Origin of the sequence: Actinoplanes teichomyceticus ATCC 31121, assembly GCF_003711105.1 — a bacterium.
Classification (GTDB): Bacteria; Actinomycetota; Actinomycetes; order Mycobacteriales; family Micromonosporaceae; genus Actinoplanes; species Actinoplanes teichomyceticus.
The window spans coordinates 3445123-3467215 of record NZ_CP023865.1; the positions used below are offsets into that span (position 1 = coordinate 3445123).

General features: G+C 75.0%; 21 protein-coding genes. 13 read left to right on the top strand and 8 right to left on the bottom strand.

Annotated elements, in window-relative coordinates:
• Window positions 1–3 precede the first annotated feature (3 nt).
• Both ACTEI_RS15315 and ccrA read left to right on the top strand, forming a co-directional pair.
• The gene (locus ACTEI_RS15315; protein ID WP_122978287.1) at window positions 4–3846 is read left to right on the top strand and encodes a type I polyketide synthase; all 3843 of its coding nucleotides are present in this window, start codon (window positions 4–6) and stop codon (window positions 3844–3846) included.
• A complete protein-coding gene (gene ccrA, locus ACTEI_RS15320; RefSeq protein WP_239082666.1) occupies window positions 3843–5078 on the top strand; it encodes a crotonyl-CoA carboxylase/reductase in 1236 nt (411 codons plus the stop codon). The genes ACTEI_RS15315 and ccrA overlap by 4 nt, the downstream gene beginning before the upstream one ends.
• Window positions 5079–5139: 61 nt before the next feature.
• On the opposite strand, the gene ACTEI_RS15325 is transcribed toward ccrA, so the two are convergent.
• The 3 genes from ACTEI_RS15325 to ACTEI_RS15335 form a co-directional block, all read right to left on the bottom strand.
• The gene (locus ACTEI_RS15325; RefSeq protein WP_122978288.1) at window positions 5140–5697 is read right to left on the bottom strand and encodes a DM13 domain-containing protein; all 558 of its coding nucleotides are present in this window, start codon (window positions 5695–5697) and stop codon (window positions 5140–5142) included.
• Window positions 5698–5815: 118 nt separating this feature from the next.
• Window positions 5816–7294: a class I adenylate-forming enzyme family protein gene (locus tag ACTEI_RS15330; RefSeq protein ID WP_122978289.1), complete on the bottom strand. Its 1479-nt coding sequence runs from the start codon at window positions 7292–7294 to the stop codon at window positions 5816–5818.
• The gene (locus ACTEI_RS15335; RefSeq protein ID WP_122978290.1) at window positions 7294–7545 is read right to left on the bottom strand and encodes an acyl carrier protein; all 252 of its coding nucleotides are present in this window, start codon (window positions 7543–7545) and stop codon (window positions 7294–7296) included. The genes ACTEI_RS15330 and ACTEI_RS15335 overlap by 1 nt, the downstream gene beginning before the upstream one ends.
• A 239-nt stretch (window positions 7546–7784) precedes the next feature.
• Here ACTEI_RS15335 and paaA point away from each other — a divergent pair, with 239 nt between their 5' ends.
• From paaA to ACTEI_RS15375, 8 genes are read left to right on the top strand one after another with little or no spacing between them, the layout of a single operon-like run.
• Window positions 7785–8801 carry a 1,2-phenylacetyl-CoA epoxidase subunit PaaA gene (gene paaA, locus ACTEI_RS15340; RefSeq protein ID WP_122978291.1) on the top strand — a complete coding sequence of 339 codons (1017 nt, stop codon included), beginning with the start codon at window positions 7785–7787 and terminating at the stop codon, window positions 8799–8801.
• Window positions 8798–9109, top strand: coding sequence for a 1,2-phenylacetyl-CoA epoxidase subunit PaaB (paaB, locus tag ACTEI_RS15345; RefSeq protein WP_122978292.1), 312 nt, complete (start codon window positions 8798–8800; stop codon window positions 9107–9109). Before paaA ends, paaB begins: the two co-directional genes overlap by 4 nt.
• Window positions 9099–9881: a 1,2-phenylacetyl-CoA epoxidase subunit PaaC gene (paaC, locus tag ACTEI_RS15350; protein ID WP_122978293.1), complete on the top strand. Its 783-nt coding sequence runs from the start codon at window positions 9099–9101 to the stop codon at window positions 9879–9881. The genes paaB and paaC overlap by 11 nt, the downstream gene beginning before the upstream one ends.
• Window positions 9878–10384 (top strand): 1,2-phenylacetyl-CoA epoxidase subunit PaaD, encoded by a 507-nt coding sequence (paaD, locus tag ACTEI_RS15355; protein WP_372443304.1) that lies wholly within the window; start codon window positions 9878–9880, stop codon window positions 10382–10384. Before paaC ends, paaD begins: the two co-directional genes overlap by 4 nt.
• Window positions 10385–10392: 8 nt before the next feature.
• Window positions 10393–11493: a 2Fe-2S iron-sulfur cluster-binding protein gene (locus tag ACTEI_RS15360; RefSeq protein WP_203723806.1), complete on the top strand. Its 1101-nt coding sequence runs from the start codon at window positions 10393–10395 to the stop codon at window positions 11491–11493.
• Window positions 11494–11531: 38 nt separating this feature from the next.
• Window positions 11532–12308: an SDR family oxidoreductase gene (locus tag ACTEI_RS15365; RefSeq protein ID WP_122978295.1), complete on the top strand. Its 777-nt coding sequence runs from the start codon at window positions 11532–11534 to the stop codon at window positions 12306–12308.
• A 40-nt stretch (window positions 12309–12348) separates the two neighbouring features.
• Window positions 12349–13197, top strand: a complete 849-nt coding sequence (locus ACTEI_RS15370) for a tryptophan 2,3-dioxygenase (RefSeq protein WP_122978296.1) — start codon at window positions 12349–12351, stop codon at window positions 13195–13197.
• Window positions 13187–14038, top strand: coding sequence for an alpha/beta hydrolase (locus tag ACTEI_RS15375; protein ID WP_122982165.1), 852 nt, complete (start codon window positions 13187–13189; stop codon window positions 14036–14038). The genes ACTEI_RS15370 and ACTEI_RS15375 overlap by 11 nt, the downstream gene beginning before the upstream one ends.
• A 111-nt stretch (window positions 14039–14149) precedes the next feature.
• Here the strand turns inward: ACTEI_RS15375 and ACTEI_RS15380 are convergent, their stop codons facing one another.
• From ACTEI_RS15380 to ACTEI_RS15395, 3 genes are all read right to left on the bottom strand, one after another.
• Entirely contained in the window at window positions 14150–14881 is a 732-nt protein-coding gene (locus tag ACTEI_RS15380) for a hypothetical protein (protein ID WP_239082665.1), read from the bottom strand.
• Window positions 14882–15138: 257 nt separating this feature from the next.
• Window positions 15139–16242, bottom strand: a complete 1104-nt coding sequence (locus tag ACTEI_RS15390; RefSeq protein ID WP_122978297.1) for a sensor histidine kinase — start codon at window positions 16240–16242, stop codon at window positions 15139–15141.
• Entirely contained in the window at window positions 16242–16940 is a 699-nt protein-coding gene (locus tag ACTEI_RS15395) for a response regulator transcription factor (RefSeq protein ID WP_122978298.1), read from the bottom strand. The genes ACTEI_RS15390 and ACTEI_RS15395 overlap by 1 nt, the downstream gene beginning before the upstream one ends.
• Before the next feature lie 96 nt (window positions 16941–17036).
• Here ACTEI_RS15395 and ACTEI_RS15400 point away from each other — a divergent pair, with 96 nt between their 5' ends.
• The 3 genes from ACTEI_RS15400 (at window position 17037) to ACTEI_RS15410 (ending at window position 19015) form a co-directional block, all read left to right on the top strand.
• The gene (locus ACTEI_RS15400) at window positions 17037–17501 is read left to right on the top strand and encodes a hypothetical protein (RefSeq protein ID WP_122978299.1); all 465 of its coding nucleotides are present in this window, start codon (window positions 17037–17039) and stop codon (window positions 17499–17501) included.
• Window positions 17502–17575: 74 nt separating this feature from the next.
• Window positions 17576–18226: a DUF305 domain-containing protein gene (locus ACTEI_RS15405; RefSeq protein WP_122978300.1), complete on the top strand. Its 651-nt coding sequence runs from the start codon at window positions 17576–17578 to the stop codon at window positions 18224–18226.
• Between the two features lie 183 nt (window positions 18227–18409).
• Window positions 18410–19015, top strand: a complete 606-nt coding sequence (locus ACTEI_RS15410; RefSeq protein WP_122978301.1) for a GDSL-type esterase/lipase family protein — start codon at window positions 18410–18412, stop codon at window positions 19013–19015.
• A 100-nt stretch (window positions 19016–19115) separates the two neighbouring features.
• Here ACTEI_RS15410 and ACTEI_RS15415 read toward each other — a convergent pair whose 3' ends face one another.
• Window positions 19116–21854 (bottom strand): AAA family ATPase, encoded by a 2739-nt coding sequence (locus ACTEI_RS15415; RefSeq protein ID WP_239082664.1) that lies wholly within the window; start codon window positions 21852–21854, stop codon window positions 19116–19118.
• Window positions 21821–22024 carry a hypothetical protein gene (locus tag ACTEI_RS15420; protein ID WP_122978303.1) on the bottom strand — a complete coding sequence of 68 codons (204 nt, stop codon included), beginning with the start codon at window positions 22022–22024 and terminating at the stop codon, window positions 21821–21823. The genes ACTEI_RS15415 and ACTEI_RS15420 overlap by 34 nt, the downstream gene beginning before the upstream one ends.
• Between the last annotated feature and the right edge of the window lie 69 nt (window positions 22025–22093).

Consider the following 22093-nt stretch of genomic DNA (forward strand, 5'->3'; position numbering starts at 1 on the left):
ACCATGCCGGACATCCCCGAGAACGAGCAGCCGCCCGCCGTCGCCATCATCGGCATGGCCGGCCGGTTTCCCGGCGCGGACGACCTGGACGAGTTCTGGGACAACCTCGTCACCGGGCGCGAGTCCATCCGGCCCGTCACGGACGAGGAGTTCCTGGCGGCCGGCGGCCGGCAGGGTGACCTCGACGACCCGTCCCTGGTGCGCATGGCGTCGGTCGTGGCGGGCATCGACCGCTTCGACGCCGGCTTCTTCGGCTACACGCCGGCGGAGGCCGCCGTCGTCGACCCGCAGCAGCGGCTGCTGCTGGAGACCGCCTATCACGCCCTGGAGGACGCCGGCTGTCTCGGCGAGGGCGCGGACAACGGCACCGTCGGTGTGTACGCGGGCAGTGGCGACAGCCGCTACTACCCCGCGCACGTGCACCCCCGGTACGCCGGGCGGCCCGCGACGATGGAGCTGGTGCACGCGGCGACCGCCAACTCACTCGGCACGCTCGCCACGCGGGTGTCGTACGAGCTGGGCCTGACCGGGCCGAGCGTCTCCCTGCAGACGGCCTGCTCCACCGCGCTCGTCGCCGTGCACACCGCCTGCCAGGACCTGCTCGACTACCGGTGCGACACCGCGCTCGCCGCCGCCGTGTCCCTCAACCCCTCGGCGGCGCTGGGCTACCGGCACGTGCCCGGAGGTCCGTTCTCGCCGGACGGCCGCTGCCGTGCCTTCGCCGCGGACGCCGAGGGCACCTCCTCCGGCGACGGCCTCGGCGTCATCGTCCTCAAGCGGCTGGAGGACGCGCTGGCCGCCGGCGACCGCATCCGGGCCGTGGTGCGCGGCAGCGCGATCAACAACGACGGGCGGCGCAAGGTCGGCTTCAGCGCGCCCAGCGCCGCCGGGCAGACCGAGGTCGTCCTTGCCGCGCAGGCCCAGGCGATGATCAGCGCCGACACCATCGGCCTGGTCGAGGCGCACGGCACCGCCACGCGGCTCGGCGACCCGATCGAGGTGTCCGCGCTCACCGAGGCCTTCCGCCAGTCCACGCAGCGCCGCGGCTACTGCGCGCTGGGCTCGGTGAAGACCAACATCGGTCATCTGGGCGCGGCCGCCGGCATCGCCGGGCTGATCAAGGCGGTCCTCGCCCTGGAGCACCGGCAGATCCCGCCCAGCCTGCACTTCACCGAGCCCAACCCGCTGATCGACTTCGCCTCCAGCCCGTTCCGGGTGCCCACGACGCTGCAGGACTGGCCCGCCGCCGAGCATCCGCGGCGGGCCGCGGTCAGCGCGTTCGGCATCGGTGGCACCAACGCGCACGTCATCCTTGAGGAGGCCCCACCGGCCGCGCCCGCGCCCCGCCGCGCGCCCGGGGACGGCCGGCGCCTGGTGCTGCCGCTGTCCGCCCGTACCGCCGGCGCGCTGCGGGGCCAGGCCGAGGCGCTCGCCCGCCACCTCGAACGGCGGCCGGAGCTGCGGCTCGACGACGTCGCCCACGCGCTGCGCGCGGACCGGCCGGCCCTGCGCCACCGGCTGGCGGTGACGGCCGCGAGCCGCGACGAGGCCGTGGCGGCGCTGCGCACCGCGGCGCCGGTCGCCCCGCCGCTGTCCGACGAGCCCGCCCGGGTGGCGTTCCTGCTGCCCGGCGGCGGCACCCAGTACCAGCGGATGGGCGCCGGCCTCTACCGGGAGCACGGTGTCTACCGCGACGTGGTGGACGAGTGCGCGCGGATCCTGCGCCCGGTCCTCGGCGACGACCTGCGGACCGCCGTGTACGAGCGGCCGGAGACCGACCCCACGACCGCCTTCCTCGGCCTGGTGGTGACCGAGTACGCCATCGCCCGGTCGCTGATCGAGGCCGGCGTGCGCCCGGACGCGCTGATCGGCCACTCCCTCGGCGAGTACACGGCGGCCTGCCTGGCCGGGGTTCTCGACCTGGACGAGATGCTGCCGCTGGTCACCGAACGGGTGCGGCTGATCGCCGCCGCCGGCGGGGCCACGGTCGGGGTGGCGGCACCGGTCGAGCAGGTGCTGCCGCTGCTCGGCGACGATCTGTCGCTCGCCGCGGTGAACGGCCCGGCGGCCTGCACGGTCGCCGGGTACGACGACGCGGTGACCCGCCTGGAGGCCGAGCTCACCCGGCGCCAGATGCCGTTCCGCCGCCTGCGCATCCCCGCCGCCGCGCACTCGCACGTGCTGGATCCGGTGCTGGAGACGTACGAGAAGCACCTGAGCGGCGTCACCCTGCGCCCGCCGAGGATTCCGTTCGTCACCAACGTCACCGGCACCTGGATCACCGACGAGCAGGCCACCTCGGTGCGGCACTGGATCGAGCACACCCGCGGCACCGTCCGGTTCGCCGACGGGATCACGACTCTGTGGGAGTCTCACCGCCCGGTGCTGGTGGAGGTCGGCCCGGCGGACACCCTCACCAAGCTGGCCACGGCGCAGCTGGCGACCGAGCGTCCGGTGACCGTGACCACCATGCGGCACGTCAAGGCCGAGGCCTCCGACGGCTTCGTGTTCGCCGAGGCGCTGGGCCGTCTGTGGAGCGCGGGCGTGGACGCGGCGCTCCCGCCGGCGAGCGAGGAGTCGCGGCGGGCGCCGCTGCCACCGTACGCCTTCGACCGGCAGCGTTACTGGATCGACGCCCCCGGCGCCCGGGCCGGCGCCGACGACGGCCCGGACGTGCCGGACGCCGGTCCCGTGCTGAGCCCCCGGCCGCGGCTGACCACCGAGCACGTGCCCCCGCGCACCGACCGGGAGCGGGCGGTCACCCGGCTGTGGGAGGAGACGCTGGGCATCGGCGGCATCGGCGTGCACGACAACTTCTTCGACCTGGGCGGCGACTCGATGCGCGCGGTGCTGCTGGCGGGCCGGCTGCGCCAGTCCGGCGTGCTGGACGTGCCCGCCGCGGCCCTGCTGAGCGCGCCCACCGTCGCGGGTGTGCTGGCCGCGACCGGCGAACCGGCGTCCGGGGCGGACACCGGCGCGCTCGGGCCGCTGTTGCCGCTGCGCGCCGAGGGCAGCGCGACGCCGCTGTTCTGCCTGCACCCCGGGGCGGGCGTGGCCTGGCGGTACACCGGGCTGCTGCCGCACCTCGGCGGCGACCAGCCGGTCTACGGCATCCAGGCCGAGGGCCTCGACGGCACCCGGGCGCCCGCGGCGGACGCCGCCGCCATGGTGGCCTCCTATCTGGAGCGGGTCCGCAGCGTCCAGCCGCACGGTCCCTATCGCCTGCTCGGCTGGTCGTACGGCGGGTTCGTGGCCCACGCCATGGCCCGCCGGCTGCGGGAACAGGGGGAGCGGGTGGAGCTGCTGGCGATGCTGGACGCTCCCCAGCCGTACCGGATGGGCTACGACGAAGCGGCCGCCGAGCGGCAGGTGGCCGCCCTGCTGAGCCGGGTCGCCGGCCTGCCGCCGGAGCCGGACGCGGGCCAGACGCCCGGCGTGGCGGAGGTGCTGGACCGCATCGGCACGATGGTGGCGCGGGACCCGGCGAGCTCGCCGATCACCCGCGAGCAGGCGGCGGCTATCGCTACCGTCATGCGCAACAACCTGCGCATCGCCGGCGAGTTCGAGCCCGGCGTCTACGACGGCGACGTGCTGTTCTTCAGCGCCGACGAACAGGTCACCGGCACGGCCGGCACCGACCTGGCCGTGCAGCCCGGCAAGGCCGAGGCCTGGCGCCCCTATGTGGGCGGCGCCCTGCACCTGCACAGCGTGCCGTGCGGGCACTACGAGATGACCGAACCCGAACCCATCGCCCTGATCGGCGCCGCCGTCGCGGAGGCGCTGCGGCCCGTTCCCCCCAGTGGACCAGCCCCCGCGGGGCACCGACCCTCAGGAGACAACCCGTGATCGAGAACGGCATCCAGGATCTCTACGAACTCGGTGACGCACCGGAGCTCGGCACCGCGCCCAAGCGCATGTACGCCTCGCTCATCCGCCGGGAGCGGTACGGCGAGCCCATCGACGCCTTCCGCACCGAGGTGGTCGACGTGCCCCCGGTCCGGCGCGGGCAGGTGCTCGTCAAGGTCATGGCGGCCGGGATCAACTACAACAACGTCTGGGCGGCGCGGGGCGAGCCGCTGGACGTGATCGCCGCCCGGCAGAAGGCGGGTGCCACCGAGGAGTTCCACATCGGCGGCTCCGACCTGTCCGGCATCGTGTGGGCCGTGGGCGAGGGCGTCAAGGGCGTCAGGCTCGGCGACGAGGTGGTGGTGCTGGCCAACCGCTGGGACGAAACCGCCGAGGACATCCGGCTCGGCGGCGACCCGGCCTTCTCCACCACCCAGCGCATCTGGGGCTACGAGGAGAACTACGGCTCCTTCGCCCAGTTCGCGGTCGTCGACGACTACATGTGCCACCCGAAGCCCGCGCGGCTGTCCTGGGCCGCGGCCGCCTGCTACATGGCGACGGCGGCGACCGCCTACCGGCAGCTGTTCGGCTGGCCGCCGCACACCGTACGTCCCGGTGACCCGGTGCTGATCTGGGGCGGCGCCGGCGGGCTGGGCAGCATCGCCATCCAGCTGGTCCGGCACGTCGGTGGCATCCCGGTCGCGGTCGTCTCCAGTCCGGAGCGCGGCGAGTTCTGCGGGCGGCTGGGCGCCGAGGGCTGGATCGACCGGCGCGACTTCGACCACTGGGGCCGGATGCCCGACACCGACGACGACGCGGCGATGGCCCGGTGGTTCAGCGGTGTGCGCGCCTTCGGGCGGCGGTTCTGGGAGGTGCTCGGCGAGCGCCGCAGCCCGCGCATCGTGCTGGAGCACTCCGGGGCCGACACCATCCCCACCTCGATGTACCTGTGCGACAACGGTGGCATGGTGGTCACCTGCGGCGGCACCACCGGGTACAACGGCGACATCGACCTGCGGCTGCTGTGGATGCGGCAGAAGCGCCTGCAGGGCTCGCACGCGGCCGGCGTCCGGGAGGCCCGCGAGGTGACCCGGCTGATCGACCAGGGTGTGCTCGACCCGTGCCTGTCGCGGACCTTCACGTTCGAGGAGATCGGCCTGGCCCACCAGCTCATCCACGAGAACCGCCACCCGTCGGGCAACATGGCGGCCCTGGTCGGCGCCCGGGACTGAGCTCACCGGCAGGGCGACGGCTGCCCGGCGGCACCCCGATCGCCGACCGGCCGCGTCCGGCTCACGAGCTGACCACGCTCAGCTGCGCCGCGCCGAAGGAGACGGCGAAGCGTTTGCACCAGATGCTCACGCTGCGCCACGCCTGCGGATCGACGGCGTCGGGGAAGCGGTACACCTGATCGCCGTGGTTGCCCTTGAGCCTGCCCAGTTCGGCGTGTTCGCCGTCGTCGAACACGCCCCACCCGGCGGGGCCGGTGCGCACCGGCTGGTCGGAGAGCCACACCCGCAGGTCGGGGCCGTCGCTGGTATCCAATCCGGCCAGCTCCAGCTGGTGGCTGCCGTCCGCGTTGCGCACGATCCGTGCCGTACCGCTGGTGTCGTGCTCATGGGACACGAAGGGGCCCTCCGCGATCACGACCGGCGACAGGTCCCGCGTAGGTGCCGCCGAGGCGCTCGACGGCTGCGGCCCCGCGGACGGCACAACCGACAGCGTGTCGGTCACCACGGTGTCGGTGAACAGCCGCCACGGCTGGAACCAGTACAGGGCGCCGGCGGCGGCGATGCCGAGCACTGCGACGACGGTCAGGGTGACGGATCTGGTGAACAGTCGGCGAATCACGGTTCGAGTCAACGCGCCGGATCCGAGGATCACCAGGTTCCGCCCGCTTACGATCACCTTACGGCCGGCGACAGGGGGCCGGCGGTCATCCGCCGGCCCCCTGTCATGTGGCGGGCCGTCAGCCCCGGAGCAGCTTCTTGATGATCTTTCCCGCCGGGTTGCGCGGCACCTGCTCGATGAACTCCACCCGGCGCGGCCGCTTGTACGGCGCGAGCCGCTGCGCGACGTGGGCCTGCAGCTCCCGGGCGGCGGTCCCCGGCTCGGCCACCACGTACGCCAGCGGCACCTCGCCGTAGTCCTCGTCGGGGATGCCGACGACCGCGGCGTCGCGGACCGCGGGGTGCGTCATGAGGGCCCGTTCGATCTCCGAGGGGTAGACGTTCTGCCCGGCCCGCAGGATGAGGTCCTTGGTGCGGTCCACGAGGTGGATGCGGCCGTGCTCGTCGACGAAGCCCAGATCGCCGGTCCTGATCCAGCCGTCCGGGCTGATCTCCCGGGTCGCCTCGGGGTCGTTCCAGTAGCCCTGCATGACGCCCGGCCCGCGCACCACGATCTCGCCGATCTCGCCGGTCGGCAGCGTGCGGCCCGCCGCGTCGGCCGCGCGGGCGGACATGCCCGGGATGACGCGCCCGCAGGGGATCCGCGCGGTGACCTGGCCCGGGGCGGGGTGCTCGTCGGGGCCGAGGGTCACGAACGGCCCGCCGACCTCCGTCATGCCGTAGACCTGGCGGAACCCGCAGCCGAGCCGCCGCGTCGCCTCGGCGTACACGTCGAGGGGCATGGGCGCGGCGCCGTAGAGGATCTCGCGCAGCGAGGAGAGATCGGTCGTGTCCATGCCCTTGGCCTGCAGCATGAAACGCAGCATCTGCGGGACCATCCAGATGTGCGTCGCCCGGTGCTCCTGCACGGCGGCGAGCGCCCGCTGCGGGGTGAAGCCGGGCATGAGCACGACGGTCGCGCCCGCGGCCATGTAGGTCAGCGACACCACCATGCTGCCGTGGTAGAGCGGGCAGCAGTTCACCATGACGATGTCGTCGGTGGGCCGGGCCACGGCCAGCCAGCCGAGGGCGATGGCGCGGAACGAGGCGCTGTCCACGGTGACGCCCTTGGCCTGGCCGGTGGTCGCGGACGTGTGCAGCACGGCGACCGGGTCGGTGTCCGCGGGCGGGGGCAGCTCCCGGTCCGGGGCCAGGCTGCCCAGCGCCTCGAACTCCGGCTTGTCGAACGCCACCCGGATCCGTACCGACGCGGGCAGCCGGGGGTGCTGGTCCAGCAGCGCCGACTCGCCCAGCACGGCCACCGCGCCGACGCGCTCCACGATGCCGGCGACCTCGGGCCCGGTCAGGCTGTGGTTGAGCGGGACGAACAGCGCGCCCAGCCGGGCCAGGGCGAAGTAGCTCTCCAGGACCTCGACGCGGTCCTTGGCCAGCACGGCGACGCGGTCACCGCGCTCGATGCCCAGCCCGGCCAGGCCGAGGGCGAGCCGGCGGGTGCGCTCGTCGAACTGCGCCCACGTGAGGCTGCGGTGCTCGTCGGCGAGCGCGGTCCGGTCCGGGAAGCACTGGCGGTTGCGCTCCAGCAGCTGCGTCAGCCACATCAGGCACCGCCGGTACCGGCCATCGAGCGCTCGGCCACGAACCGCTCGTAGTCGGCGATCGTCTGCAGCTTCTCCATGTCGGCCGCGGTGACCTCGACGCCGGCCCGCTGCTCGACGAGCAGCACCAGGCGAACCATGTCGCCGGAGTCGATGCCGCTCGCGGCCAGGTTGGTGTCGTCGCTGACGCGCGAGCTGTCGGCGAACTCCGCCGTGCCGGTGAGTTCGACGAGCAGCTCCCTGATGGTGTTCATGGTGGTCCCCTTCCGCGCGAACCGGCCCGCCGAGCGGGGTCGCGCACGTCGCCTGTCATCCGGATAGGAGGCGGCTGCCCGGGACCGCAATCCTCGCGCCAGGACGTGACCCTGATCACGCGTTCCGGCCGCCGGTCGAGGGATAGCGGCCGGCGCCCGGGGTCTCTTTCCTCAACGGGACGTGCCGGACCGCCACGCTCCCGAGCAAGCCACCCTTTTCCCGACCGGAGGGGCCGAGCATGAGCGCACAGCCGGCGGACACCGAGACCGTCGCGCAGCAGGAGTTGCTCAACCGTTTCGAGGCGCTCATCGCCGCGGGGCAGGCCATCGAGCCGCGCGACTGGATGCCCGACGGGTACCGCCGCATGCTGGTGCGGCAGATCGCGCAGCACGCACACTCGGAGATCATCGGGATGCAGCCGGAGGGCGCCTGGCTCACCCGGGCGCCGTCGCTGCACCGCAAGTCCGTGCTGCTCGCGAAGGTGCAGGACGAGGCCGGCCACGGGCTGTACCTCTACGCCGCCGCAGAGACCCTGGGAGTCGACCGCGCCGAACTGCTGGACGCGCTGCACCAGGGCCGCCAGCGCGCCTCGGCCACCTTCAACCACCCCGCGCTGACCTGGGCCGACACCGGCGCCATCGCCTGGTTGACCGACGGCGCCGCGGTGCTCAACCAGGCGCCGCTGAGCCGGGCGTCGTACGGGCCCTACGCGCGGGCGATGCGCCGGGTCTGCCAGGAGGAGGCGTTCCACGTCCGGCAGGGCTACGACCTGATGCGCGCGTTGTGCACCGGCACGCCGGAGCAGAAGGCGATGGCCCAGGACGCCGTCAACCGCTGGTGGCTGCCGGCCGTGGCGCTGATGTTCGGCCCGCCCGACACCGAGGCGGCCGGCGGCGCCCGGGGCGCGGCGCTGGGCGCCGCGGTGTCGCAGCGCGCCATGGCCTGGGGCATCAAGCAGCACACCAACGACGAGCTGCGCCAGCGCTTCGTCGACATCTGCGTCCCGCAGGCCGAGCGCCTCGGGCTGACGCTGCCGGACCCGGCGATCCGCTGGAACGCCGAGCGCGGCCACTACGACTTCACCCCGGTCGACTGGGACGTCTACCGGCGCGCGCTGGGCGACGACACGCACTGGGCGCGGCAGCGCCTCGCCCATCGGCGCGCCGCGCACGAGGACGGCGCGTGGGTCCGCGAGGCCGCCGCCGCGTACGCCGCTCGCCCGGGGTCCGCGCACGAGAAGGGAGAACGCCCGTGACCCGCGAACGCGAGGGCGCCCCGGCGTCCTGGGAGGTCTTCCTCCGGCCCCGCCGCGGCCTCGCCCACCAGCACGTGGGGTCGGTGCGGGCCGGCGACCCGCACGCCGCCCTGCTGCGGGCCCGCGACCTGTACACGCGCCGCGGCGAGCCGCTGTCGCTGTGGGTGGTCCGCTCCGGCGACGTGCACGCCGCCGCCCCGGACGAACACGACCCGTACTTCGCCAACGCCGAGCACAAGCCGTACCGCTACCCGCACCAGTTCGCGCCGCTGACCGGGGGAGGCTCCGATGGCGATCATGACCACTGACGCCGCGCCGAGCCGTACGGCCGACGCCCGGCTCGCCGCGCTCACGCTGCGCCTCGGTGACGACGCCCTCGTCCTCGGGCAGCGGCTCTGCCAGTGGATCACCCGGGCGCCCACGATCGAGGAGGACCTGGCGCTGTCCAACATCGCGCTCGACCTCATCGGTCAGGCGCGGATGCTCTACACGTTCACCGGCCGCCTCGACGCCACCGGCCGCGACGAGGACGACTTCGCGTTCGCCCGCGGCGACCGCGAGTTCACCAACGCCCTGCTGACCGAGCTGCCGAACGGCGACTTCGGCGCCACGATCGCCCGTCAGCTCGCGTACAGCCACTACGCCGTCCTCTACTACCAGGCGCTGGGCGGCTGCGCGGACCCCGACCTGGCCGCCTTCGGACAGCGGGCGGCCAAGGAGGTGGCGTTCCACCGGCTGTACGCCGACACCTGGACCGAACGGCTCGGGCTCGGCACCGCCGAGAGCGCCCGGCGCATGCAGCGGGGCCTGAACGACGTGTGGCCGTACACGGCGGAGCTGTTCGACGAGGACGACGTGGCGCGCGACCTCGCCGCCGCCGGCGTGGCGCCCGCCGCGGCGGCGCTGCGCCCGGCCTGGGAGCGGGCGATGACCGAGTCCGTCACGCGGGCCGGACTGCGCGTGCCGGCCCCCGGCTGGCACGGGCGTGGCGGGCGCGCCGGCCTGCACACCGAGGACTTCGCGTCGCTGATCGCCGAGCTGCAGTCGGTGCGCCGCCAGTTCCCGGGAGGCACCTGGTGAGCGCCGGTACCCGACCGGCCCGCCCGGTGCGGGAGATCCGCGCGCTGGTGGAGGCCCTGCCCGACCCGGAGCTGCCGACGATCACACTCGGCGACCTCGGGGTGATCGTCGCGGTCGCCGAAGGTCCCGACGGGGTGCCGGAGGTCGCGGTCACACCCACCTATCTGGGCTGCCCGGCGCTGTCCTCGATCGTCGCGTCGATCGAGGACACGCTGGCCGCCGCCGGGCACCCGGACGGCCGGGTCCGGCAGGTGCTGTCGCCGCCGTGGACGAGCGACCGCATCACCCCGGCCGGGCGGGCCAAACTGGCCGCCCAGGGCATCGCTCCACCCGGACCGGTCCGGCGCGAGGGGCCGGTCGTCATCCCGCTCGCCGCGGTGCCCTGCCCGTATTGCGGCTCCCGGGCCACCCGCCCGCACAGCCCCTTCGGGCCCTCCCGGTGCCAGTCGGTGCTGCGCTGCACGGCCTGCCACGAACTGTTCCCCCACCTGACCGCGCTGTGAGGCCCACCGTGAGCACTGTTTCGGCAGCGCCGGCTCGCCCGGCCGACCGGCGCGCCGGCTGGCACCGGCTCGCGGTCACCGCGGTGCGCCGACTGTCCGCGGACGCGGTCGCGGTCACCCTGCACGTGCCCGACGCGCTGCGCGAGGTCTTCACCCACCGCGCCGGCGAGCACGTCGTCGTGCGGCACCGCGGCCCCGGTCACGAGCTGCGCCGCAGCTACTCGGTGTGCCCGCCCCCGGACACCCCGAACGCGCTGCGTCTGGTCATCACACGCGGGTCCGTGGACGGCTTCGGCGCGTACGCCCTGACCCGCCTGCGCCCCGGGGACGTCCTCGAACTCTCGCCGCCCACCGGCGCCTTCGCCCTGCCCGACCGCCGCGGCGCCCACCACGTGCTGATCGCCGGCGGCTCCGGCATCACGCCGCTGGCCGCCATGGCCGGCGCCGCGCTGCGCGACGACCCGGACTGCCGGGTGTCGCTGGTGCACTCGGTCCCGACGGCCGTGGACGCGCTGCTCGCCGACGAGCTGGCCCGGGTGAAGGACGCGTTCGTCGACCGGTTCACCGTCCTGTACGTCCTCACCCGCGAGCGCGCGGTCGCCGGGCCGCTGTCCGGGCGTATCGATGCCGGCACGCTGCCCCGCCTGCTCGCCGCCCTCGACGCCCGGCCCGGGCGGGACACCACCTTCGCCCTGTGCGGGCCGGCCGGCCTGGTCGCCCTGTGCCGGCGGGAGCTGACCACCTGGGGCGCCGACGCCACCCTCGTACGCTCGGAGCTGTTCACGCTCGGCGACACGGCCCCGCCGCCCACCCCGGCGCCGGGCGCGCCGGGGATCCGGGTCACCGCGACGGTCGACGGTCGTCACCGGAGCGCCATCACCCGCCCCGAGGACGCCACGCTGCTCGACACGCTGCTGCGCGGCAACCCCGACGTGCCCTACGCCTGCCGCGAGGGCGTCTGCGGAAGCTGCCGCGCCCGGGTGGTGTCCGGGCGGGTCGCCACCGGGGCCCAGCACGCCCTGGACGCCGCCGACCTGGCCGCCGGCTACACCCTCGCGTGCCGCGCCCAGCCGCTGAGCACCGAGGTCACCCTCGACTTCGACGCATGACGCCCGCCTGGCATCCGTACCTTCCGAAGGAGACAACAGTGACCACCTCCCAGCGGCACGAGGGCAAGACCGCCCTGATCACCGGCGGCAGCCGCGGCATCGGCCGGGCGATCTGCCGGCGCCTGGCCGACGAGGGCGCCGTGGTGGCCGTCCACTACGGCCACGACCACGACGCCGCCGAGCGCACCGTCAAGGAGATCGTGGCCGACGGCGGGCGCGCCTTCCCGGTGCACGCGGAGCTCGGTGTGCCCGGCGACGCCGAGGCGCTGTGGGCCGCCTTCGACCGTGCCGCGGCGCAGGAGGACGTCGACGCCCGCGTGGACGTCCTGGTCAACAACGCCGGCATCACCCTGCCACGCCGCGTCGCGGACGTCACCGAGGCCGACTACGACCGGGTGTTCGCCGTCAACACCAAGGCGCCGTTCTTCATCGTCAAGCACGGCCTCGGGCGGCTGCGCGACGGCGCCAGCATCGTGAACATCTCGTCGGTGGTCACCCGCATCGCCTACCCGCACCTGGTGGCGTACGCCATGACCAAGGTGGCGCTGGATCACCTGACCCGCACCCTCGCGCACGAGCTCGGCGGACGCGGCATCCGGGTCAACGCCGTCGCGCCCGGCTACACCGAGACCGAGATCAACCCCACCCTGGCCATCCCGGAGATCCGTCAGCGGTACGCGTCCGCCTCCGTGTTCGGACGCCTCGGCCAGCCGGCCGACATCGCCGACGTGGTGGCGTTCGTGGCCAGCGACGAGGCGCGCTGGGTGACCGGCCACTGGATCGACGCGTCCGGCGGGGTCCACCTCGGCGTGTGACCGGAGAGCCTGCCCGCATCGACAACCTCCCGGAGGGACCATGACTTCCCGCACGTCCGTACTCGAGGAACCGACCACGGACGACACCCTGCTGCAACCCTTTCCCGGCGCCACCCCGTACGACGCCTACGTGCGGGCATCGGTGCTCAACACGCTGCAGCGCCCGCTCACCGAGGCGCCGCAGGAGATGGCCTTCATCGTCACCACGCAGGTGATGGAGCTGTGGTTCACCCTCGTCGTCCACGAGTGGCGGGAGGCGGCGACCGCGTTCGCCAAGGACGACCTGCCCGCCGCCGTGGACGCCCTGCGCCGCAGCAAGCGGGCGCTGACCGCGCTCAACGCCGCCTGGGCGCCGCTCGCCTCGCTGACCCCGGCGCAGTTCAACGGTTTCCGGTCCGCGTTCGGCCGGGCGTCGGGCTTCCAGTCGGCGATGTACCGGCACATGGAGTTCCTGCTCGGCGACAAGAACGCGGCGATGCTCGCGCTGCACGAGGGCGACCGCGCCGTGCACCAGGCCCTCAGCGCGACCTATCACGCCCCGTCGCTGTACGACGAGGTCCTCGGCTTCCTGCACCGGCGCGGCCTGCCGGTCCCCGAGCACGTCCGGACCCGGGAGGTCACCGCGCCGCACCGCTGCGACCCCGGCGTCGTCGAGGTGTGGCACCGCATCTACTCCGGTCCGCAGCACGATCCGCTGCTCGCCCTCGGCGAACTGCTCACCGACGTGGCGGCCCTGGTGACGCGCTGGCGCAGCGACCACGTCCTGGTGGTACGCCGCGCCATGGGCGACAAGAGCGGCAGCGCCGGCTCCACCGGGCTGGCCTGGCTGGAGAAACGCGCGGCCCGCCCGGTCTTCCCCGAGCTCTGGCAGGTCCGTGGTGGCGTCTAGGGTCATCTCCGAGTTCGCGGCCCAGGAGGAGAAGCGGGTCCTGAGCCGCAAACCCGTGCTCGCCCCCGAGCACGGCCGCTACGGCGACCACCCGCACCAGGTCTACGACGCCTGGCCGGGCACGGACGGCGCCCCGCTGGTGATCCTGCTGCACGGCGGATACTGGCGCTACGACCGCATGCACCTGACGCCCTTCGCGGCGTACCTCAACGAACAGGGCTTCGACGTGCTGCTGCCCGGCTTCCGGCGCTCCGGCGGCGCGGGTGGCTACCCGGAGACCTTCGACGACATCGCCCGGATCGTGGACACGCTCGCGCAGGGCCGCCCGTACGTGCTGGCGGGCCACTGCTCCGGCGGCCACCTCGCCCTGTGGTGCGCCGCCCGTGGCCTGCTGCCGCCCGGCAGCCGCTGGCACACCCGCGACCTGCCCACCGCCGTGCTCGCGCTCGCGCCCCTCACCGACCTCGCCGCCACCCGCCGTGACGACCTGAGCGACGGCGCCGCGGTCCAGCTGCTCGGCGACGACCCGCTGTTCGCCGAGCGCCTGCCCGAAACCGACCCGATGACTCTGCTGCGCGGCGCGGGCACCACCGGCGTACCGACCGTCCTGCTGCACGGCGCCGCCGACGAGGAGGTTCCGCTGACCCAGTTCAGCGACTACGCGGCCGTCCACCACGACCTGCGTACCGTCGTGCTGCCCGGCACCGGCCACTACACGCTCATCGAGCCGGGCGCGCCGGGCGCCCGCGCGGTCGCCGACACGCTGCACGAGATGGCGGCGGCGTTCCCGACGGTGAACGGAGGTGGCGGCGCGACCGGTGCCGCACAGCGGAGCCGGTGACCCGCTCGGCGCGGACCGGGCGGCACGTGCCGCTGCCGCGGCGACCGCCCGTCCGGCCGGGCGGACACCCGGGTTCAGCTCCGCTTCGCCCGGCGGCGCGGCGCGCGGCACTCAGCGGACGGGATGGGTGTACAGGACGGTCCCGCAACCCGACTCGCCCGGTTCCAGCTGAATCTGGTCGAAGGCGACCCGCTCCGGCTTGCCGCCCGCGGTCCGGATCATCACGATGCAGTCCCGCTCGGCGGCCAGCCCCACCGCGGCGACCAGGGTGCCCCGGTAGGTGACGGTGTCGACGCTGATGTCGGCCGGCGGGAACGCGGCCCGCACCCGTCGCGCGAGCGTCGCCGGTGTGGCGTCGCGCAACGCCGCGGCGAGCCGGTCCTCGGCGTCCGGCGGCAGCGCCGGCGGCGGCGAGGCCGAGGGCACCGGCGGCGTTCCCGCCGGGCAGCGGATCTCCCGGTGCTCGGTGTACCGGTACATCTCCAGCGTGTAGCGGTAACACCAGGCCCCGCCGCCGGCGGCGTCGCCCGCGGTCACCACGAAGCGGACGTCGATGGTGGCCGTCTCGTCCCCGAAGACGCGCCCGGACCAGGCCAGCGGCGTCATCCGGACCTGGCCGTTGTCCTGCGCGCCGGCCGGCACCTCGGTCGCCGCGATGTACTCCGCCGTGCGGACCCGGTCGCGCCGGCCGAAGTCGTCGCCGAGCCGCCGCGCCGCCTGCTCGGCGACCTCGCCCGGCGGCTGGCCGCCGTCCAGCGGCACGGTCAGGCAGCCGGCCAGCGCGACGGCGGCCGCGCCCAGAACGCCGGCCAGACAAGATCCCGTTGCGGGTCGCACGCCCATCCCGGAACCCTATCGCCCGTGATCAATCCGATGGCGCCGGCCGCGGTGCGCGGGCGGGGGCGCAGCACTCGTCGCCCTCCGGGTCGGCGAGCGTCACCCCGCTCACCTCGTCGCCCTGGCCGACGTCGGCGTGCCGGGCGAGCCCGTGCGGGTCGGCACAGCCGATCGCCAGGCCGGTGACCTTACCGGCCGTGGCGGGTCCCTGATCGCCGTCCGGGCCCGGTCATTGCAGGCGGGACCGGACGACGCCGGGCCGGTCACCGCGCCGCGGGCAGCACGACGGTGAACGTCGCGCCACGGCCGGGGCCGTCGCTGGCGGCGGCGATCCGGCCCCCGTGTTCGGCCACGATGGCCCGGGCCACGGCCAGCCCGATGCCCGACCCGCCGTGGTCGCGGTCACGGGCGGTGTCGGCGCGGTAGAAACGCTCGAAGACGTGCGGCAGGTGTTCGGCGCGGATGCCGTCGCCGGTGTCGGCCACCGCCAACCGGACCCCGTCCCGCTCCGCCTCGGCGGTGACCGTGACCCGCCCGCCGGGCGGGGTGTGCCGCAGCGCGTTGTCGAGCAGGTTGGCCAGCACCTGCCCGATCCGCTGCGGGTCGGCGGACACCCGGGGCAGCCCCGGTGCGGCGTGTTCGTGCAGCCCGACGCCCTTGGCGGCGTAGCGGGCCCGGGCCGCGAGCACGGCCGCGTCGAGCAGGTCGGCGGGCGCCACGCGTACCGGTCGCAGATCGAGCTGGTGTTCCTCGGCCCGGGAGACGGCGGCGATGTCCTCGACCAGCCGCCGCATCCGGTCGGTCTGGGTGGCCAGCACCGTCCAGGTGTCCTCGTCCTCGACGGCCACCCCGTCCTGCGCGGCCTCCACGTAGGCCTCGATCGTGGCGATCGGGGTCCGCAGCTCGTGCCCGAGGTCGGCGAGCAGCCTGCGACGGGTCGCCTCGACGTGGGCCAGCCGGGCGGCCATGGCGTTGAAGGAGGCGGCCACCGAGTCGAAGTCGGCGCCGATGCCCGGCGCGCCCACCCGGGTGCCGTAGCGGCCGTCGGCGATGTCGGCCGCCGCCGCGGCGAGCTGCCGGACCGGCGCGGCGACCCGGCGGGCCACCAGGGCGCTCACCGCCAGCGCCGCGCACAGCGCCGTCCCCGCACCGACCGCCAGCGCGACCGTGGTGGCCGAGGTGTAGGCCTGCTCGACGTGGTGCGCGAGCGCCGGGTCCACGTCGCCGGAGATCTGCCGCAGGTGGGTGTGGAACATCGCCGGGCCGGCCAGCACGGTCACCAGGCCCAGGGTGGCCGCGCCGACGAGCAGCACCATGGCCTGGGCGGCGAACAGACGCCCGGCCAGACCGACACGCGGCCGGCGCATCAGCCCTCGCCCATCCGGTAGCCGACGCCGCGCACGGTCCGCACGAACCGCGGCGCGGCGGCGTCGTCGCCGAGCTTCCGGCGCAGATGCCCGATGTGTACGTCGACCAGATGCTCGTCGCCGACCCAGTCGTCGCCCCACACCGTGTCCACCAGCTGCCGGCGGGAGAACACCATCCGCGGGCGGGCCGACAGCGCGGCGAGCACGTCGAACTCGGTACGGGTCAGCGGCACCGGGGCCCCGTCGACGCTCGCCTCCCGGGCCGCCACGTCGATGCGCAGCGCGCCGAACACCCGGGGCGGGTCCTCCAGCGGCGTGGCGCCGGCCGTGGCCGCGCGGGGGCGGCGCAGCATGGCACGGACCCGGGCGACCAGTTCCCGCGGGCTGAACGGTTTGGTCAGGTAGTCGTCGGCGCCGACGCCGAGCCCGACCAGCTTGTCGACCTCGTCGCCGCGGGCGGTCAGCATGATGACGTAGCAGTCGCTGAACGTGCGCACCTGCCGGCACACCTCGACGCCGTCCAGCCCCGGCAACCCCAGATCCAGCACGACAAGGTCGGGCGACCGGTCCCGGGCGGCGGACACGGCGCCCGGCCCGTCGAAGACGCAGGTCACGTCGTGGCCGTCGCGTTCCAGATAGCTGGCCACCACCTTGGCCAGGCTCTGCTCGTCGTCGACCACGAGGATGCGCGTGTTCATGCCTGACATCCTGCCCCGGCGCCGGAGCGCCCCGGCGCACCCGTCGCCCCGGGTGCCGGCGGGAGCCGGACCCGGCCGGCGCGCTACCTTGGGTCGGTGATCGCCGCCGCCCGCCGTGTGCCAGCCGCCGCGCTGGTCCGATGGGCGCTGCTGGCCGGCACCCTGCTCGGCCTGGCGGCGATGCACACCATCGGCCATCGCGGTCCGGGCGGGCACATGGGCGACCCCGGTGCGACCGGACATCCCGGCGCGCGGCCGGCGGCCGCGATCATGACCGCGATGGCCCAGCCGGTCCCGATCGCCGCGGCCGGGCTCGCCACGGACGCCGTCTGCCCGGACGGGCACTGCGACGGGCACCACCCGATGAGCGGCTGGAACGCGTGCCAGGCCGTCCTGCAGGTCGTCACGGCCGCGGTCCTGCTGGCGCTCCTGCTGCTCGTGGCCGGGCGCGGGTCCGGTGGCGTCCGGGCCACCGTGCCGCGGCGGGCCTGGCCGCCGCGCGGGCCACCGGGTCCGGGGTGGGGTCTGACGATCGCCTCGGTAGCGGCGCTGCGCATATAGGCGCCGCGGCGGCGCGCCGTGCGCCGGATACCGCCGATCGTCTTCGTCCCGTTTCCGAAAGGTACCTTTCTGTCATGATGTATACGTCTGCCCGGTCCGTTTCCCGTCGGCGTCGTGGTCTGCTGGCGGCCGCCGCCGCGGTCGGCGCGGCCGTGCTGCTGGCCGCCTGCGGCGGCGGCACCGAGTCCGGCATGGATCACGGTGGTACGGCCACGCCCACCGGCACCGCCTCGGCCGGCGTGCCGGCGGCCGGCACCCACAACGACGCCGATGTCGCCTTCGCGCAGCAGATGATCCCGCACCACCGGCAGGCGGTGGAGATGGCGGCGATGGCCGACGGGCGTGCCGGTGACGCCCGGGTCACCGCGCTGGCCGGCCAGATCCGGGCCGCGCAGCAGCCGGAGATCGACACGATGACCGGCTGGCTGACCGCCTGGGGCGCGCCAGCGCCGTCGGCCGGTGACACGATGGGGGACATGCACCACGACGCCATGCCCGGCGGCATGTCGGAGTCGGACATGACCGCGCTGCACAACGCCAAGGGCGCCGAGTTCGACAAGCAGTTCCTAACCATGATGATCGAGCACCACGAGGGCGCCGTCGAGATGGCCCGGACCGAGACCGCGCAGGGCGCCGATCCGCAGGCCAAGGCGCTGGCCCAGAAGATCATCACCGCTCAGCAGGCGGAGATCGCCACGATGAAGGGCATTCTCGCCCAGCTGTGACGCCACCGCCGCCGGCCGGGCCGCACCGAGGCCCGGCCGGCGGCCCGCGCCGGCTCGTGGTCCCGGCCGGCGGCCCGTGCCCGCGGCGGCCGACGGCCCGGACCGGCTTGTGGGCTCTCGTCCGGCGGGTCCGGGCGCGGACGGTTCGGAAACATCCGACGTATCCGGGCGGTTGTATCCGGCGTGACGCTCAACTTCGCGATTCTCGGCGACTCGATCGCCTACGGCCAGGGCGCCGCCCGTTCCACCGACACCGTCGCGGCCCGCCTCTCGGCGGATCTGGCCGCGCACGGCATACCGGCCGAGGCCCGGGTCTTCGCCGTCCCGGGCAGCCGCAGCAGCGACCTGGCCGCGCAGGTGAGCCGGGCGAGCGCCTGGCCGCCGGCACTGACCCTGATCATCGTCGGCGCCAACGACCTGACCCGGTTCGTGCCGCCCCCGGTGGCCGCCGCCCAGCTGGGCGACGCCGTCCGGGCATTGCGGGCGGCCGGCGCCGAGGTGGTCGTCGCGCCCGCGCCCGACCTGAGCGTCGTCCCGTGGGTGCCGGCCGAGATGCGCCCCGCGGTACGCGCCGCGAGCCAGCTGCTGCACGACGCGCAGGCCCGGGCGGCCGTGTCCGCGGGTGCGCACGTCGCGGAGATCGGCATGACGACGGCGGCCGGCTTCGCCCGGGACGCCGGCCTGTTCAGCGCGGACCGCTTCCACCCGTCGAGCGCGGGCTACGCGGTGATCGCCGCGGCGCTGGCCCCGGCGGTCCGGGCCGCGGTGTCCGCCCGCGTCCGCTCGTGACCGGGTCGCCGGCCGGCATGGGACGCCGTCCGGCTGACCGGGTCGTCGACCCGTCCTCCGGCCCGGCTCGGGCCGCCCTCGCTGAGCCCGGTGGCGACGGTCAGCGCCGCCCGATCAGATCGCCCACCTCGGTACGCGACACGGCGCCCAGCTTCCGCAGGATGTTGGAGACGTGCACGGCCGCCGTCTTCGGCGAGATGTACAGGCGCCGGGCCAGCTCGGCGTTGGTCAGCCCGTCGCCGAGCAGCACCGCCACCTCCCGCTCGCGCGGGGTCAGCGCGGCCGGCCCGGTGACCGCGCCCGCCGCGTCCACCGGCGCCAGGCCCAGCCCGGCCCGGACCTGGGCGAGCTGCTCCACCCGCCAGCCGCGCCACCCGGCCAGCAGCCGCCCGGCCGCCTCCAGATGCTCGGTGGCCTCGGCGCGCCGGCCGGCGGCGAGCAGGCAGCGGGCGGCGTTGACCCGTACCGTGCCGCGGGTCGCCGGCCCGAGGATGTGCGCCTCCCGGACGGACAGATAGCCGGACAGCGCCTCGGCGTGCCGGCCGCGCGCCTCGGCGAGCTGGGCGTCGACCAGCGTCCGGTGCGCGTCCCACACGTCGGCGTCGAGCAGCGCGCCGGCCAGCTCGTCGCGCCGGTGCGCCGGCAGGCCCGCCGCGAGCGCGGCGGAGATCAGGTCGTGGGCCTGCTCGCCGCTGCGCCAGGTCTGCCCGGCCAGCGCGGTGAGCACCTCGTCCAGCGCGGCCTCGGCGCCCGGCAGGTCGCCGCGGCGGCAGGCGAGGTGGAAGCGGAGCCCGGGAAGCGTGATCGGCAGGTTGTTCGGCAGCGACGCCAGGTCGGTGACCAGCTGCTCGACCCGGTCCAGCTCGCCGGCCTCCAGATACAGCCCGGCGAGGAAGACCCCGTGGTAGTCGGCCCAGCGGCCCGGGCGCCGGTAGTTGCGGTCCTGCTCGCGTCCCTCCTCCAGCGCGGTGACCGCGGCGTCCAGGTCGCCGGCCCGCAAGGCGAGACGGGCGCGGCCCTGGAAGTAGGTGGCCACCGCGAGCGACTCGAAACCGGCGCGTTCGGCGTCGACCCGCATCCGCTCCAGGGTCTCGGCGTGCTCGGCCGGCGAGGCCGGCGGCTCGCCGTGCACCAGGGTGTTGAGGGCGCGGGCGGCCAGCACCCACTCACCCGCCCGCTCCGCCTCGTCGACGACCCCGAGCAGGATCCTGCGGCCCTCGGCGGCGGTCTGCGGGCGCTCGGTCAGCGCCGAGCCCTTCTCGAGCAGCGCGGCCCGGCGTACCGCGGGCAGGTCGAACTCGTCGGCCAGCGCCAGCGCCCGCTCCGAGAAGGACAGCGCGGCATCGAGGTCGTCGCGCAGGTACGCCGACTGCGCGATCGCGGTCATCGCCCGGGCCTGGTCCGCGCCGGGTGGCAGCTGCGCGATCAGCGTCTCGATGTCGTGCGTCAGCGCGCGCATCTCGCCGGTGTCCCGCGACTCCCAGGCGATGCGGACCAGCAGGTACAGCGACTCGGCCCGGTCGGTCGTGGTGCCGGCGAGGTCGCGCCAGCGCCGGCCGTGCCGCAGGGCGTCGTCGAGCAGCCCGGCCAGCCACGCCGCCCGGGCCGCCGAGGCGAGCAGGCCGGTGTCGTCGGGCGCCTCGTCCAGCCCCATCTCCGCCAGCTGCAGGGCCGGGTAGGCGGAGCCGATGGACAGGTAGAGCGCGGCGCCGCGGCGGGCCGCGGCGATCATGTCGTCGTACCGGCCGGCGCCGCGGGCGTGGTGTGCCACCATGGCCGGGTCCGCGGCGCCACTGCCCAGCAGCACGTCCAGGGCGGCCTCGTGCAGCCGGCGGCGCTGCCGGCCGAGCAGCTGCCCGGCGATCGCCTCGGGCACCAGCGCGTGCCGGAACGCGAACTCGTCCTCCCCGGACTCCACCAGCACCCCGCGGGTGACCAGGTCGCGCAGCACCGCGATGAGCTCGTCCTCGCCGGTGCCGGTCACCGCGGCGAGCAGATCGAACGGGATGCGGTGGCCGAGCACGGTGGCCGCCTCGACCACGCGGTGGCTGACCGGGTCGAGGTCGTCGACCTGGCGGCGCAGCACGTCGGCGAGGCTCCACGGCAGCGGCTGCTCGACCAGCGCCTCCACGTCGTACCCGGGAAGCGCCCGCAGCAGCTCCTCCAGGAAGAACGGATTTCCGCCGGTGCGATGATGCAGCGCCGTCGCGGCGCGCAGCGGCGCCGGCGCGCCGGTCGCGGCCGCCAGCAGCGCCGCGGTCTGCGACGGGGTGAGGCGATCCAGATGTACGTGGGTGACCGCGTGCCGGCGTTCCATTCGCGCCAGCAGACCGGCCAGCGGGTGGCGGCGGGTCACCTCGTCCGGCCGGTACGTCCCGATGAGCAGCCGCGGCCCGTGCTGGTCAGCGATCCGCTCGAACAGCGCCGCGCTCTCCGAGTCGGCCCAGTGCAGGTCCTCGAAGACGACCACCGCGGGCGAGTCGCCGATCAGGTCGTTCAGCACGGCCAGCCCGGTGTGCAGGCGCTCCACCGGGCTGCGCCGCGGGTCCGCGAGCGCGGCCAGCTGCTCCTCGTCGACCGCCGGGTGGTTGTCGACGGCGTCCAGCAGCACCTCGTACGGCCGGGACAGCGAGCCGGGCTCCGCCTGGCCGACCAGCACCACGGTCCGCGCCGGCAGGATCGCCAGCAGCTCGCGCACCAGCCGCGTCTTCCCGATGCCCGGCTCGCCCGCGATGATCGCCACCGCGGGCTCGCGCGCCGCGGTGAGCTGCGCCAACCGGCGCAGCTCACGCTTCCGGCCGATCATCACCGGGCTGGCGCCACCGCGACTGGTTCGCACGACGTCAGGGTACCGGTGGGCTGTCCGCGGACCGCCGACCCTTGCCCGGCCCTGCGTGACCGGCGGCTGAGCCGGGCGGCGGCGAGCAGGCGCGCGCGCTGCGCCTCGGCGACCAGGTCACGGTGCCGGTCGTGGGCCAGGCCGAGCATCAGCTCCGGGTGCATCACCATGGTGTTCCTCCTCCTCGACCGCTGATGCCTCGATCCTCGGCCGGGAAGGAGGTGGGCACATCGGGAGCG